Below are 12,483 nucleotides of genomic sequence, written 5' to 3'. Positions count from 1 at the left end.
GCCTGCGGAAAAGCAGGCCGGAGGGGCTTTTTGCGCGATCTCTTGCCGGGGCGTCGCCACACGGCCTAACTTACTGGTCGGTAACCAAGTGTTGGTCCGCCGCGACCCGTGCCCTGTGAGGAGTCGTCATGCCCACGCTCGACCGTCACGACAACGTCTTCGTCCTCGACCTCGGAGACGGGGAGAACCGCTTCCACCCCGACTGGATCGCCGCCGTCGGCGCCGCGCTCGACGAGGTGGAGAAGGCGGAGGGCCCCCGGGCGCTGGTCACCGCCGCGACCGGGAAGTTCTACTCCAACGGCCTGGACCTGGAGTGGCTCTTCGCCCACGCCGACCGGCACCAGGAGTACGTGGTCTCCGTCCACGGGCTGTTCGCGCGGCTGCTGGCCCTGCCGCTGGTCACCGTCGCCGCGCTCCAGGGGCACACCTTCGCCGCCGGCGCGATGTTCTCCCTCGCCCACGACTTCCGGGTGATGCGCGGCGACCGCGGCTTCTGGTGCCTGCCCGAGGCGGACATCGGCATCCCCTTCACCCCCGGCATGTCCGCCCTGATCCAGGCCAGGCTGACCCCGCCGACCGCGCACCGCGCCATGGTCACCGCCCACCGCTACGGCGGGACCGACGCCGAGGCCGCCGGCATCGTCGACCACGCCGTCGCCGAGGACGCCGTCCGCGCCACCGCCGTCGAGCTGGCCCAGGCCCAGGCGGCCAAGGCCGGCGACACCCTCGGCACCATCAAGGCCCGCATGTACGCCCCGGCCCTCGCCGCCCTCCGCGACACCGCGGACCCGCTCGGCTGAGCCGCGCGGCTCACGCGGCCCGCGGCACCTCCCCGCGAGTAGCCTCCCCGCGCGGCCGCGCCCCGGCCGGGCCCGTCAGGACGCGGGCGAGGTCCAGGGTGCTGAGGACCACCATCGCGACGCCCAGGGGCACGTGGAACGCCGGCAGGTGGGCGATGCCCAGGACGACCTGGACCGAGGCGAGGACGAGGAGCCCGGAGGCGTACAGGATCGGCCGGGGGCTGCCGCCGCCCGGCCGCCAGGCGACCACCGCGGCCACCACGTACAGCATCGAGGCGCCGTACATCACGCGGGAGCCGACGTCGTGGAGGAGCGCGCCCTGGGAGGAGACGAGCAGGGCGCCGGCGGTGCTCGCCTGGAAGAACAGGGCCAGGGTCTGGAGGGCGACCGCGGCTCTGACGGTACGGGGGAAGCCGGTGCGGGGGGCGGCGGTCGCCGTGGTCCGTGCGGACATCTCTGGGTCCTTTCCGGTGCGGGGAGGGGCCGGCCGGAGGGGGCCGGCGGGGTCTCGGCGGTAGGGGGCTTGGCGGTGGGTGCCCTCGGGTGGGGCCCCGGGTGGGGCCCCACCCGGGGTCTCAGCGGAGGGTGAGGGAGGTCTCGGCCACGACGTGGGTGAGCTTCTCGGGGTTGCGCACGTAGTAGAGGCCGCTGATCCGGCCGTCCTCGACGCGCATCGCCATCACGCCGTCCAGCTCGCCGTCGACGAGCACGGCGAGCGCCGGGGCGCCGTTGACGACGGTGGGCTCGGTGGTGACCGTGACGTCGGCCTTGAGGGTGCCGCCGAGGTAGAAGCGGGTCACCTTGTCGGCGCCGACGACCGGGCGGAGCGCGGCCCGCTTGATCCCGCCGCCGTCGCTGACGAGGACGACGTCGGGGGCGAGCAGCTCCAGGAAGCCCTGCGGGTCGCGGGTCTCCAGCGCCTGCCGGAAGGAGTCCACGACCGCCCGCGCCTCACGGGCCGAGACCGTGGTGCGGGGCCGCCGGGCGTCGACGTGCCGGCGGGCGCGGTGGGCGATCTGGCGGACGGCGGCCGGGGTCTTGTCGACGGCCGCCGCGATCTCGTCGTACCCCACCTCGAAGACCTCGCGGAGCACGAAGACGGCCCGCTCGGTCGGCGTGAGGGTCTCCAGGACCAGCATCATCGCCATCGAGACGCTCTCCGCCAGCTCGACGTCCTCGGCCACGTCCGGCGTGGTGAGCAGGGGCTCGGGCAGCCACTGCCCGACGTACGCCTCCCGGCGCCGCCGCACGGTGCGCAGCCGGTTGAGGGCCTGGCGGGTGGTGACGCGGACGAGGTACGCCCGCTGGTCGCGGACCTGCGCCAGGTCGACGCCGGTCCAGCGCAGCCAGGTCTCCTGGAGGACGTCCTCGGCGTCGGCGGCCGAGCCGAGCATCTCGTACGCCACGGTGAAGAGCAGGTTCCGGTGGGCGACGAAGGTCTCGGTCGCCGGGTCCGTGGTGTGCTCGCTGGTCATGTTTCCGTCTCCCCGTTCTCGGCCCTGCCGGTCAGGCCGCGTGCTCGGGGACGTCCGCCGTGCGGACCGCACGCTCCCGCAGCCGCTGCGGCCGGTGCCTGCCGTCCTTGGGCCACGAGTGCGCACCGGGCTTGCGTGCCTCTTCGGTCAGGTGCTTGACGCTGAGCGCGCAGGCGAGCTCCTTGAGCTTCGCCCCCGCACGCCCGCCGACGTAGATTCTCATCGCCCGGTCGTCCTTGTGTGCGATCTGGAAGATCGCCGTTCGACGGCCGAAGCTGAGGCACATCGCGTTGAAGGCCATGTCCACCGGCGCGGGGCGGCGGCCGTCGATCCGGGCCAGCACCGTGTCGGCGGCGTGCGCGCCCAGGCAGCCGGCCACGTAGGCGCTCATCCGGAACGGCAGGTCCGAGGGGGCCGCGCAGTCCCCGGCCGCGACGATCCGCTCGTCGTCGACGCTGCTCAGCGTCTCGTCGGTGAGCAGGCGCCCGGCGGCGTCGGTGCTCAGCCCGCTGCGCGCGGCCAGGTCCGGGACGCCGAAGCCGGCGGTCCAGACGGCGAGCCCGCCGTCCACCACCCGGCCGTCGGCGAGCCGGACCGCCTCCGCCGTCACCTCGGTCACCTTCGTACCGGGGCCGTCGAGCACCGTGACCCCGAGGGCGGCGAACCGCCGGGCGGCCGAGCGCCGCGCCCTGGGGTGCAGATAGGGGCCGAGGACCCCGCCGCAGACCAGCGTCACCGGGCGGCCGCCCTCGGCGATCTCGGCGGCCGTCTCGATGCCGGTCGGGCCGCCGCCGACGACGGTGACCGGGACCCCGGCGGGCAGCGCGGCGAGGGCGGCGCGCAGCCGCTCGGCCGACTCCAGCTCGGCGACCTGGTGGGCGTGGTCGGCGACGCCGGGGACCTCCGGCCGGGCTCCGGTGGAGCCGACGGCGTAGACGAGGTGGTCGTAGCCGACCGTGGCACCCGACTCCAGGGCCACCACGCGCGCGTGGGCGTCGATCCGGGCCACGGAGTCGACGACGAGCCGGACGCGCTCCGCCAGGACCTCGTCGTACCGGACGACCGCGGGGTGGCTGCCGCCGACCAGCTGGTGGAGGCGGAGGCGGGGGACGAAGGACGGACGGGGGTTGATCACCGTCACGGTCACGTCCTCGCGTCCGCTGAGCCGGTTGGCCGCCATGACGCCGGCGTACCCGCCGCCGATCACGACCACTTCGGTGGTGCCGCCCATGGTGTCTCCCTCGTTTCCGGACCGGCCCCCTTCAGGGGGTCGACCTCAGGACACCGGGTGGGCGACGGTTGTGACGTCATGTGACGCAGGTCACTTGATCATGTGGGGAATGCGGGGCAGGCGGGAGGTGTGTGATCGACCGTCAGATGGTTGTTGAGTTCAGAATCACGAGCTTTGAACCTTGTGAGTGACCTATGGGGTTCATAAGGTCGGCTCCGCGCTGATGCCATCCCACTCCGAGGTGGCTCGAAGGCGATGTCTAGGTGAGGGCTACCCAAGTGTCGAATCTGGTGCGGTCCGCACCGTCCCCGGACCGAACCGCGGAAACGGAATCGCGGATTCCGTCGAGCGCTCCACGCAAGCGAGGGCGCCTCTACGTCCTCGACGGCCTCCGTCTCGGCGCCGCGCTCATGGTGGTCGCCTACCACTACACGGCGCTGGGCGCGCAGGCGTGGGACCGTCCCGCATGGACGGTCTTCCCGGAGGTCTCCCGCTTCACCTCGTACGGCTATCTCGGCGTCCAGCTGTTCTTCGTGATCAGCGGTTTCGTCATATGCATGAGCGCCTGGGGCCGGCCGCTGAAGGCGTTCTTCGTCTCCCGCGTCGTACGGCTCTACCCGGCCTACTGGTTCGCGGTCATCGCGACGACGATCACCCTCGCCGTGGTCCCGGGCGAGCGGGTGAGCCGCGCGTGGCACGAGGTCCTCGTCAACCTGACGATGCTCCAGGAGCCGCTCGGGGTCCAGCCCGTCGACGCGGTCTACTGGACGCTCTTCGCGGAGCTCCGCTTCTACCTGCTCTTCGCCGTCCTCGTCTGGTTCGGCCTGACGTACCAGCGGGTGGTCCTCTTCTGCTGCGTCTGGGGGGTCGCCACGATCTTCGCGACCAAGGCCGAGCCCGGTCCGCTGCGGACGCTGGTCATGCCCGAGTACAGCTGGTTCTTCATCGCCGGAATGGCGTTCTACCTGATGTACCGGTTCCGCCCGAACCTGCTTCTCTTCGGCATCGTCGGCGTCAGCTTCTGCGCCTCGCTCGTGCCCTCCGTCGAGAAGTTCAGGCACATTCCCCACGTCAGCGAGCAGGCCTACTGGCCCGTGATCGCCGTCATCACCGTCATCTTCGGGCTCATGGCGCTGATCGCGACCGGGAAGCTGTCCGGCGTCCAGTGGCGGTGGCTGCCGGTCGCGGGGGCGCTCACCTACCCCCTCTACCTCCTGCACGAGTTCATCGGCTGGGAGGTCTTCGGCCACTTCTCGCCCCGGGGCGTCCACCCGTGGGTCCTCGTCGGCGCGACGACGGCCGGGATGCTGGTGCTGTCGTACCTCGTCCACCGGCTGGTCGAGAACCCGCTCAGCCGGTACCTCAAGCGCCGGCTCGCCTAGGCCGTCTCTTCCGGATCACGCCGCGAGCCCGGCGTGATCCGAAAGGAACGGTCCAGGAGGGCCACCGTCCGGCCGCCGACAAGGCGGCCATTGATCCGGACGGGTGGTGTTCATCGGAAGAACTGCGCGGGCGCGGCGTCGCTCCGCCGGATCCGGGTGCGCATACAGATCATGAGAAAGGTATGTAAAGCGCGCAACCCGAAATGAACCATCCGAGAACGCCGCACACGCGAAAGTGAGGGGCCATGGCCACCGCCAAGGTCAAGCAGTTCTGGACCGCCTTCATCTCCGTCCTCTTCGCCCTGCTCGCCTCCGTCGGCCTGGCGGCCCCCGCCGCCGCCCACGGCCAGGCCCCCGTGACCCAGCCCGAGGAGCCGGCCGCCCCCGCCACCGTCGCCGCGGAGCGCACCGCGACCGTCGTGGCGCCGAGGAGGGCGGAGTCCTGGGCGCCCGCCCGCCGCGGTTCGCTGCCGCCCACCATCAAGCAGCGCATCGGCGCCGAGGCGCACGGCTCCGCTCCCGCCGCCCGCACGCTCCGCGCCGACGCCCCGCTGCTCGCGAGCGACCCGGCCGCGCTGACGCGGCTGGCGCTCGCGACGGCCGCCTAGGGTGCGGGGAGAGCGCGACTCCACCCTCTCCGCGCCCCGGCACGGACCCGAACGGAACCGAGGGAACGGTTCCGGACGGAACGAACGGAACGAAGGGAACGGTCCCAGGTCAGCGGCGCTCGTCGGGCTCCGTGGACTCGGCCTCCGGTTCCACCTCGATCCCGGTCTCGGTCCCGGCCCCGGTCCCGGTCCCGGTCTCGGCCTCCACCACGCTCCCGGAATCCGCGACCACCCGCGTACCGGCCTCCGACTCCACGCCCGAGAGCCCGTCCGAAGCGGACGGCGAACCCGAGCCCTCGTCCACCTCCGTGGGCGCCGGCGGCTCGACCAGCCAGTCGGGATTGGCCTGCCTGTCCCACCACTTCCAGGCGGCGAACGCGCCGCCGAGCAGCAGGCCCAGTACGGCGAGCCCCTTGACGAGACGCCCGGCCCTGGCCCGGCGCTCCTGCTTCCTCACGATCTTCCGGACGTCGTCCGGCGTCACCTGACCGCGCAGCGCGGCCCAGGCGGCAGTGGAACGCGACCCGGCCTCCTCAAGGACGGGACCGGTCGCTGAGACCGCGTGCTCGACACGCGGAACGGTGTAGTCGGCCACCTGATGGGCGACCGAGCGGGTCCGAGCCGCGGCGCGATGCGCGGCGTCGTCGACCCGCGGCGGCACGTGCGGCGCCACGTACGCGGCGTACTGCACACGCGCCTGCGCGCGTGCCTGCCGAGCGGCGCTCGACACCTTGGGTGCGAGCCGCACCCGCGCCTCGTGCGCATAGTGCGCGGCCTGGTCCTTGGCCGTGCCGGCGTACGGCGCCACCACGTCCGCGGCGTGCAGGACGCTTTCCTTCGCCGAATCCGTAGCGGCGCGCACGCTGTCCATGCGAGTCACGGGTTCCTCCTCCTCGATGGCGAGCGATGTCGGTTTTTCACCTTTCCATCCTTTTCGGCATCATGCCTGCCGGAACGAAGTCCGGCATGCGGGGCGGGCATCCGGGGCATGCGGGGGATGCGGGCATGCCGTTTCCGGGTGGATCCCGGGTGGATCCGGGGTCGTCCCGGGGCGGCTCCGGGGTGGTTCCGGGCCGTTCGAGGCCGCTCCGGCATGCGAGGATCGACTCGCCAGAGCCGCGGACGCGTGAGGCGATCCGTTCCGCGGCGTGACGCACGACCAGGGAGGGAAGGCGGACCGTGGCCATGCCGTACGCGATCCTCAAGACCAGCGCGGGCGACATCGAGGTGCGCCTGCTGCCGTTCCACGCGCCGAAGACGGTGCGGAACTTCACCGAGCTCGCCTCGGGCGGGCGCGAGTGGACCCATCCGGGCACCGGCCGGGTCTCCACCGATCCCCTCTACGACGGCACCGTCTTCCACCGGGTCATCGGCGACTTCATGATCCAGGGCGGCGATCCGCTGGGCACCGGCACGGGCGGCCCCGGATACGAGTTCGCCGACGAGTTCCACCCCGAGCTGTGGTTCGACCGGCCGTACCTGCTGGCGATGGCCAACGCCGGGCCGGGCACCAACGGCTCCCAGTTCTTCATCACGGTCGGCCCCGCGACCTGGCTGAACCGCAAGCACACCATCTTCGGCGAGGTCGTGGACGCGAAGAGCCGGGCCGTCGTGGACGCCATCGCGAAGGTCCCCACCGACGCGCAGACCCAGCGGCCGCTGACGGACGTCGTGGTCGAGTCCGTGGTGATCGAGCAGCGCTGACCGGGAAGGACGGGACCCCGCCCATGGACGCGCAGTCCGGACCGCCGCACTGCTACCGCCATCCCGGCACCGAGACGGGCATCCGCTGCACCCGCTGCGAGAAGCCCATCTGCCCGGAGTGCATGATCTCCGCCTCCGTCGGCTTCCAGTGCCCCGACTGCGTCCGCAGCGGCTCGGGCACCGGGCACGCGGCCGACGCCAACCAGGCCAGGACGCTCGCGGGCGGCCGGGTCAGGACCGACGACCGGCTGGTCACCAAGATCCTCATCGGGATCTGCGTGCTGGTCTACGGTCTGGTGCTGATCCTCGGCGACCGGTTCGTCGACGAGCTCGTGCTGATCGGGTACGCGTACAACCCGCTGCTCGGCGAGGTCGTCGGGGTCGCGGACGGAGAGTGGTACCGGCTGCTCACCGCCACGGTCCTGCACCAGGAACCCTGGCACATCCTCTTCAACCTGCTGGGCCTGTGGGTGATCGGCGGGATCGTCGAGCCCGAGCTGGGGCGGTCGCGGTACGCGCTGCTCTGCCTGCTCTCCGGTCTCTCCGGCTCGGTCCTCGCCTATGTGGTCGCCGCCCCCAACCAGCCCTCGCTGGGCGCTTCGGGGATCGTCTACGGCCTCATCGGCGCCTGGGTGGTGCTGGCCCGCCGGCGCCGGCACGACATGCGGCCGGTGATCCTCTTCGTGGCCCTGTCCCTGTTGATGACGTTCACCCGTCCGGGGATCTCCTGGGAGGCGCATGTCGGTGGTCTCGTGGCCGGCGTGCTGGTGACGTACGCGCTCGTGCAGGCCCCCCGGAGCCGTCGGGAGCTGATCCAGTACGGCGCCTGTGGACTGCTGCTGCTGGTCGACGCGGGGGTCGCGGTGGCCCGGACGATGGCGCTCACCTGAGCACAGAAGGCTGTGGATGAGCTGGGGAAACGAGCTTTCCCCAGAGTTATCCACAGTGCGTGGCGAGTTCTCCCCACTGAGGTGGGCATGACCGAGCCCCCTACCTCTGAGCTGGGATTTCTCCCGAGAGGTAGGGGGCTCCGGCCTGCTCTGAGGCGATCCTCGCAGTATGACCGGCGTCAACCCGGTGCGAGTTATCCACAGATCTTCGTAAGTTATCCAGTGCTGTGCACAACGCTGTGGATAAACTCTGGGGTGAGCTTGACGGCGGATGGGCAGACCCGCTAGGCGCCGCTAAGACGCTCACTTCCATTGCGTGGAGACACCGAAGCCGGCGGCGATGAAGCCGAAGCCGACCACGATGTTCCAGTTCCGGATCGACTCGACCGGAAGTGAACCGTCGGTGACGTAGAAGACCACGATCCACACCAGACCGATGGCGAACAGGGCCAGCATCACCGGGGCGACCCAGCTGCGGTTCGTCAGCTTGATGTTGGCGGCCTGCTTCGCCGGCGGGGGCGTGTAGTCGGCCTTCTTGCGGATCCGTGACTTCGGCACGAGGGACTCTCCTGTCGATGCGCTGCGTGACCGCGCAGGGAACTGTGGCTGTCGCCGGGATGTGACGTAGCAGGTCGACTGCGCCCCCCGGGCGTCCGTTAGCGTAGTGGTTCCGCGGCGCAGAAGGGGATCAGGGTACGTTGAGCAATTCCGCCGACACTCCGGGCGAACCCCCCGCCGGACCGGGCAAGGCCATCCGTTGGCGCCCCGTCCGGCTCCTCACCCTTGCCGTCTTCGCCCTCGCCGGACTGCTCTTCGTCACCAGCTTCAACACCGCCAAGGGCACCAACATCCGCACGGACGCCTCCCTGCTGAGGCTCTCCGACCTCATCGAGGAACGCAGCCACAAGAACGCCGGCCTCGACGAGTCCACCGCCGTCCTGCGCGACGAGGTCGACTCCCTCGCCGCCCGCGACGACGGCTCGACGGCCGCCGAGGACCGCCGGCTCAAGGCCCTGGAGACCGCCGCGGGCACCTCCGAGATCTCCGGCCCCGGCCTCACCGTCACGCTCGACGACGCCCCGCCCGGCGCCCAGGCCGCCCCCGGCTACCCCGAACCGCAGGCCAACGACCTGGTCATCCACCAGCAGGACCTCCAGGCCGTCGTCAACGCCCTGTGGGAGGGCGGCGCCGAAGGGATCCGCGTCATGGACCAGCGGCTGATCTCCACCAGCGCCGTCCGCTGCGTCGGCAACACCCTGATCCTCCAGGGCCGGGTCTACTCGCCCCCGTACAAGATCACCGCCGTCGGCGACCGGGGGAAGCTCGACAAGGCCCTCGCCGACTCCCCCGCGCTCCAGAACTACCAGCTGTACGTGAAGGCCTACGGGCTCGGCTGGAAGGTCGACGACCACAAGGGCGTGACCCTGCCCGGCTACGCCGGCGCGGTCGACCTCCACCACGCCAGGCCCGCCGCCTGAGACCGCTCGTCCACAGGCTTCGGACAGCTTCCCCCCGACGGAGCCCTCGCCCCGTACTCTGGTGCCCGTAACGAACGGAAGGGGCCTCGGACGTCATGTACGGATGGATCTGGCGGCATCTGCCGGGCAACGCCTGGGTGAAGGCGCTGATCTCGGTCGTGCTGGTCCTCGCGGTCGTCTACGCCCTCTTCCAGTACGTGTTCCCCTGGGCGGAGCCTCTGCTTCCGTTCAACGATGTGACGGTGGACGGCCAGTGAGCGCGCGAATTCTCGTCGTCGACAACTACGACAGCTTCGTCTTCAACCTCGTGCAGTACCTCTACCAGCTCGGCGCCGAGTGCGAGGTGCTCCGCAACGACGAGGTGGAGCTGAGCCACGCCCAGGACGGCTTCGACGGCGTGCTGCTGTCGCCCGGCCCCGGCGCCCCCGAGCAGGCCGGCGTCTGCATCGACATGGTGCGGCACTGCGCCGCCACCGGCGTCCCGGTCTTCGGCGTCTGCCTCGGCATGCAGTCGATGGCCGTGGCCTACGGCGGGGTCGTCGACCGCGCCCCCGAGCTGCTGCACGGCAAGACCTCGCCCGTGATCCACGAGGGCAAGGGCGTCTTCGCCGGCCTCCCCTCGCCGTTCACGGCCACCCGCTACCACTCGCTCGCCGCCGAGCCGGCCGTCCTGCCCGCCGAACTCGAAGTGACCGCGCGGACCGAGGACGGCATCATCATGGGCCTCCGCCACCGCGAACTGCCGGTCGAGGGCGTCCAGTTCCACCCCGAGTCGGTGCTCACCGAGCACGGCCACCTGATGCTCGCCAACTGGCTGGTGCAGTGCGGAGACGAAGGAGCGGTCGGCCGGTCGGCGGGGCTCGCGCCGGTGGTGGGCAAGGCCGTCGCGTGACCACGGGCTCGCCGTGGTTCCGGGACCCCGAGCGGCCCGGCTCCGAGCCGATACCCGAGGAGCGCGGTCACCAGCCGTACGAGCAGCAGAGCCCGTACGGCTACGAGCAGCAGGGCCCGTACCCGTATCCGTACCCGACCGAGCCGTCCTACGGGGACGCGTACGGAGCGGGGTACGGGGACGCGTACGGCGACCAGACCCCGTACCCCTACGAGACGCCCCCGGCCTACGAGACCGCGCCTCCCGGCTACGAGACCGCGCCTCCGGCCTACGAGACGACGCCCCCGGCCTACGAGACGCCTTCCGCCCCCGAGCCCCCGCGGGAAGCCGTCCACGAGCCCATACGCGAGCCGTACGGGGCCGACGGGACCCGGGAGCTCCCCCAGGTCACCGAAGAGGCCACGAGGCCCGTGGAGCCCCTTCCCGGGCCCGGGCGGGCCGAGCGGCGGCGGGCCGCCGCCAAGCAGGGCCGAGGCAAGGGCCGGCCGGCGGCCGGACCGGCGGCCGGGGCCGCCGCCGAGCGCCCCCTCTCGCGGGTCGAGGCCCGCCGCGCCGCCAGGGAGGCGAAGGCCGCCAAGGACAGCGTCGGCGTCGTCGTCGGCGAGCTGTTCATCACCCTCGGCGTGGTCATGCTCCTCTTCGTTGCCTACCAGCTGTGGTGGACCAACGTCCTCGCCGGCCAGGAGACCGACCAGGCCAAGGAGCGCATCGAGGACACCTGGGCCAAGGGCGAGAGCAAGCCGGACGTCTTCGCTCCCGGCGAGGGCTTCGCCATCATGTACATCCCCAAGCTGGACGTCGTCGTCCCCGTCGCCGAGGGCATCAGCAAGCCCAAGGTCCTCGACAAGGGCATGGTCGGCCACTACGGCGAGGGCAAGCTCAAGACCGCCATGCCCGCCGACAAGCAGGGCAACTTCGCCGTCGCCGGCCACCGCAACACCCACGGCGAGCCGTTCCGCTACATCAACCGCCTCAAGCCCGGCGACCCCATCGTGGTCGAGACCCAGGACGCCTACTACACGTACGAGATGGCGAGCATCCTCCCGCAGACCGCGCCCTCGAACATCTCCGTCATCGACCCGGTCCCCAAGGGATCCGGCTTCACCGGCCCCGGCCGCTACATCACCCTCACCACCTGCACGCCCGAGTTCACCAGCACCTACCGCATGATCGTCTGGGGAAAGCTGGTCGAGGAACGCCCGCGCAGCAAGGGAAAGCCGAACGCGCTCGTAGGCTGAGACCCCACACCTCCAGAAGGGACGAGGGCCGACCCAGTGTCACGTGCGCGCAACCGGATCGCCGGGCTCATCAGCGTCTTCGGTGAACTCCTCATCACAGCCGGCCTCGTGCTCGGGCTCTTCGTCGTCTACTCGCTGTGGTGGACGAACGTCCTCGCCGACCGCGCCGCGGACAAGGAGGGCGCGCAGGTCCGCGGCGAGTGGGCCGACCCGGGCCCCGGCGCCCTCGACACCAAGGGAGGCCTCGGCTTCCTCCACGTCCCCGCCTTCGGCGGGGAGGAGATCCTGGTGAAGCGGGGCACCGACAGCACCGTCCTCAACAACGGCGTCGCCGGCTACTACACCGACCCGATCACGTCGGCCCTCCCCCAGGACGAGCGGGGCAACTTCACGCTCGCCGCCCACCGGGACGGCCACGGCGCCAAGTTCCACAACATCCACAAGCTGAGGAACGGCGACCCGATCGTCTTCGAGTCCAAGGACACCTGGTACGTCTACAAGGTGTACAAGACCCTCCCCGAGACCACGAAGTACAACGTGGACGTCCTCCAGCCCGTCCCCGGGGAGTCCGGCAAGACCGAGCCCGGCCGGTACATCACCCTCACCACCTGCACCCCGATGTACACCTCCGACTACCGCTACATCGTCTGGGGCGAACTGGCCCGCACGGAGAAGGTCGACGCGGACCGCACCCCGCCGGCCGAACTCCGCTGAAGGGGAGAACGCCGGAACGGGGAGAGCGCCGAAAGGGGGGAGCCCCGGAGACCTTCGAAGGTCTCCGGGGC

General features: G+C 71.3%; 15 protein-coding genes. 10 read left to right on the top strand and 5 right to left on the bottom strand.

All coding sequences use genetic code 11. The features are described from left to right. The first annotated feature begins 128 nt into the window (after positions 1–128). A complete protein-coding gene (locus tag ACFQ8C_RS34605; RefSeq protein WP_383465545.1) occupies positions 129–800 on the top strand; it encodes an enoyl-CoA hydratase-related protein in 672 nt (223 codons plus the stop codon). Positions 801–810: 10 nt separating this feature from the next. On the opposite strand, the gene ACFQ8C_RS34600 is transcribed toward ACFQ8C_RS34605, so the two are convergent. The 3 genes from ACFQ8C_RS34600 to ACFQ8C_RS34590 all read right to left on the bottom strand — a co-directional run bounded on the left by ACFQ8C_RS34600 (position 811) and on the right by ACFQ8C_RS34590 (position 3,506). Then, positions 811–1,254, bottom strand: a complete 444-nt coding sequence (locus tag ACFQ8C_RS34600) for a hypothetical protein (protein WP_383465543.1) — start codon at positions 1,252–1,254, stop codon at positions 811–813. A 121-nt stretch (positions 1,255–1,375) separates the two neighbouring features. Continuing rightward, complete coding sequence (locus ACFQ8C_RS34595) at positions 1,376–2,275, bottom strand: RNA polymerase sigma-70 factor (RefSeq protein WP_383465541.1); 900 nt, start codon at positions 2,273–2,275, stop codon at positions 1,376–1,378. A 31-nt stretch (positions 2,276–2,306) separates the two neighbouring features. Next, entirely contained in the window at positions 2,307–3,506 is a 1,200-nt protein-coding gene (locus ACFQ8C_RS34590) for an NAD(P)/FAD-dependent oxidoreductase (protein ID WP_383465539.1), read from the bottom strand. Between the two features lie 263 nt (positions 3,507–3,769). On the opposite strand from ACFQ8C_RS34590, the gene ACFQ8C_RS34585 reads away from it, so the two are divergent. Then, positions 3,770–4,888, top strand: coding sequence for an acyltransferase family protein (locus ACFQ8C_RS34585; protein ID WP_383465537.1), 1,119 nt, complete (start codon positions 3,770–3,772; stop codon positions 4,886–4,888). Positions 4,889–5,133: 245 nt separating this feature from the next. Then, the gene (locus ACFQ8C_RS34580; protein ID WP_383465535.1) at positions 5,134–5,496 is read left to right on the top strand and encodes a DUF6344 domain-containing protein; all 363 of its coding nucleotides are present in this window, start codon (positions 5,134–5,136) and stop codon (positions 5,494–5,496) included. Positions 5,497–5,605: 109 nt separating this feature from the next. On the opposite strand, the gene ACFQ8C_RS34575 is transcribed toward ACFQ8C_RS34580, so the two are convergent. Further along, positions 5,606–6,376: a DUF5324 family protein gene (locus ACFQ8C_RS34575; protein WP_383465533.1), complete on the bottom strand. Its 771-nt coding sequence runs from the start codon at positions 6,374–6,376 to the stop codon at positions 5,606–5,608. Positions 6,377–6,681: 305 nt separating this feature from the next. Between ACFQ8C_RS34575 and ACFQ8C_RS34570 the strand changes: the two genes are divergently transcribed. Together ACFQ8C_RS34570 and ACFQ8C_RS34565 are read left to right on the top strand one after the other, a co-directional pair. Next, positions 6,682–7,200 (top strand): peptidylprolyl isomerase, encoded by a 519-nt coding sequence (locus ACFQ8C_RS34570; RefSeq protein WP_383465547.1) that lies wholly within the window; start codon positions 6,682–6,684, stop codon positions 7,198–7,200. Between the two features lie 23 nt (positions 7,201–7,223). After that, entirely contained in the window at positions 7,224–8,090 is an 867-nt protein-coding gene (locus ACFQ8C_RS34565) for a rhomboid family intramembrane serine protease (protein ID WP_383465531.1), read from the top strand. A 303-nt stretch (positions 8,091–8,393) separates the two neighbouring features. On the opposite strand, the gene crgA is transcribed toward ACFQ8C_RS34565, so the two are convergent. Continuing rightward, positions 8,394–8,648, bottom strand: a complete 255-nt coding sequence (crgA, locus tag ACFQ8C_RS34560; protein WP_169092879.1) for a cell division protein CrgA — start codon at positions 8,646–8,648, stop codon at positions 8,394–8,396. A 140-nt stretch (positions 8,649–8,788) separates the two neighbouring features. Between crgA and ACFQ8C_RS34555 the strand changes: the two genes are divergently transcribed. The 5 genes from ACFQ8C_RS34555 to ACFQ8C_RS34535 all read left to right on the top strand — a co-directional run bounded on the left by ACFQ8C_RS34555 (position 8,789) and on the right by ACFQ8C_RS34535 (position 12,412). Continuing rightward, the gene (locus ACFQ8C_RS34555; protein ID WP_383465529.1) at positions 8,789–9,568 is read left to right on the top strand and encodes a DUF881 domain-containing protein; all 780 of its coding nucleotides are present in this window, start codon (positions 8,789–8,791) and stop codon (positions 9,566–9,568) included. A gap of 95 nt (positions 9,569–9,663) precedes the next feature. Then, complete coding sequence (locus ACFQ8C_RS34550; protein WP_169092881.1) at positions 9,664–9,825, top strand: hypothetical protein; 162 nt, start codon at positions 9,664–9,666, stop codon at positions 9,823–9,825. Then, on the top strand, positions 9,822–10,460 hold the full coding sequence (locus ACFQ8C_RS34545; RefSeq protein WP_383465527.1) for an aminodeoxychorismate/anthranilate synthase component II: 639 nt from the start codon (positions 9,822–9,824) through the stop codon (positions 10,458–10,460). The genes ACFQ8C_RS34550 and ACFQ8C_RS34545 overlap by 4 nt, the downstream gene beginning before the upstream one ends. After that, positions 10,457–11,698, top strand: a complete 1,242-nt coding sequence (locus ACFQ8C_RS34540; RefSeq protein ID WP_383465525.1) for a class E sortase — start codon at positions 10,457–10,459, stop codon at positions 11,696–11,698. Before ACFQ8C_RS34545 ends, ACFQ8C_RS34540 begins: the two co-directional genes overlap by 4 nt. A gap of 36 nt (positions 11,699–11,734) precedes the next feature. After that, on the top strand, positions 11,735–12,412 hold the full coding sequence (locus ACFQ8C_RS34535; RefSeq protein WP_383465523.1) for a class E sortase: 678 nt from the start codon (positions 11,735–11,737) through the stop codon (positions 12,410–12,412). The last annotated feature ends 71 nt before the right edge of the window (positions 12,413–12,483 follow it).

It is taken from the genome of Streptomyces sp. NPDC056503 (genome assembly GCF_042794995.1).
Classification (GTDB): domain Bacteria; phylum Actinomycetota; class Actinomycetes; order Streptomycetales; family Streptomycetaceae; genus Streptomyces.
This window is presented reverse-complemented; position numbering and strand designations above follow the sequence as displayed.

What these genes read in the sequence shown, in the direction of transcription:
- ACFQ8C_RS34605 (WP_383465545.1), top strand. Translation starts at nt 129, where the DNA reads ATGCCCACGCTCGACCGTCACGACAACGTCTTCGTCCTCGACCTCGGA.
- ACFQ8C_RS34600 (WP_383465543.1), bottom strand. Translation starts at nt 1,254, where the DNA reads ATGTCCGCACGGACCACGGCGACCGCCGCCCCCCGCACCGGCTTCCCC.
- ACFQ8C_RS34595 (WP_383465541.1), bottom strand. Translation starts at nt 2,275, where the DNA reads ATGACCAGCGAGCACACCACGGACCCGGCGACCGAGACCTTCGTCGCC.
- ACFQ8C_RS34590 (WP_383465539.1), bottom strand. Translation starts at nt 3,506, where the DNA reads ATGGGCGGCACCACCGAAGTGGTCGTGATCGGCGGCGGGTACGCCGGC.
- ACFQ8C_RS34580 (WP_383465535.1), top strand. Translation starts at nt 5,134, where the DNA reads ATGGCCACCGCCAAGGTCAAGCAGTTCTGGACCGCCTTCATCTCCGTC.
- ACFQ8C_RS34570 (WP_383465547.1), top strand. Translation starts at nt 6,682, where the DNA reads ATGCCGTACGCGATCCTCAAGACCAGCGCGGGCGACATCGAGGTGCGC.
- ACFQ8C_RS34565 (WP_383465531.1), top strand. Translation starts at nt 7,224, where the DNA reads ATGGACGCGCAGTCCGGACCGCCGCACTGCTACCGCCATCCCGGCACC.
- ACFQ8C_RS34550 (WP_169092881.1), top strand. Translation starts at nt 9,664, where the DNA reads ATGTACGGATGGATCTGGCGGCATCTGCCGGGCAACGCCTGGGTGAAG.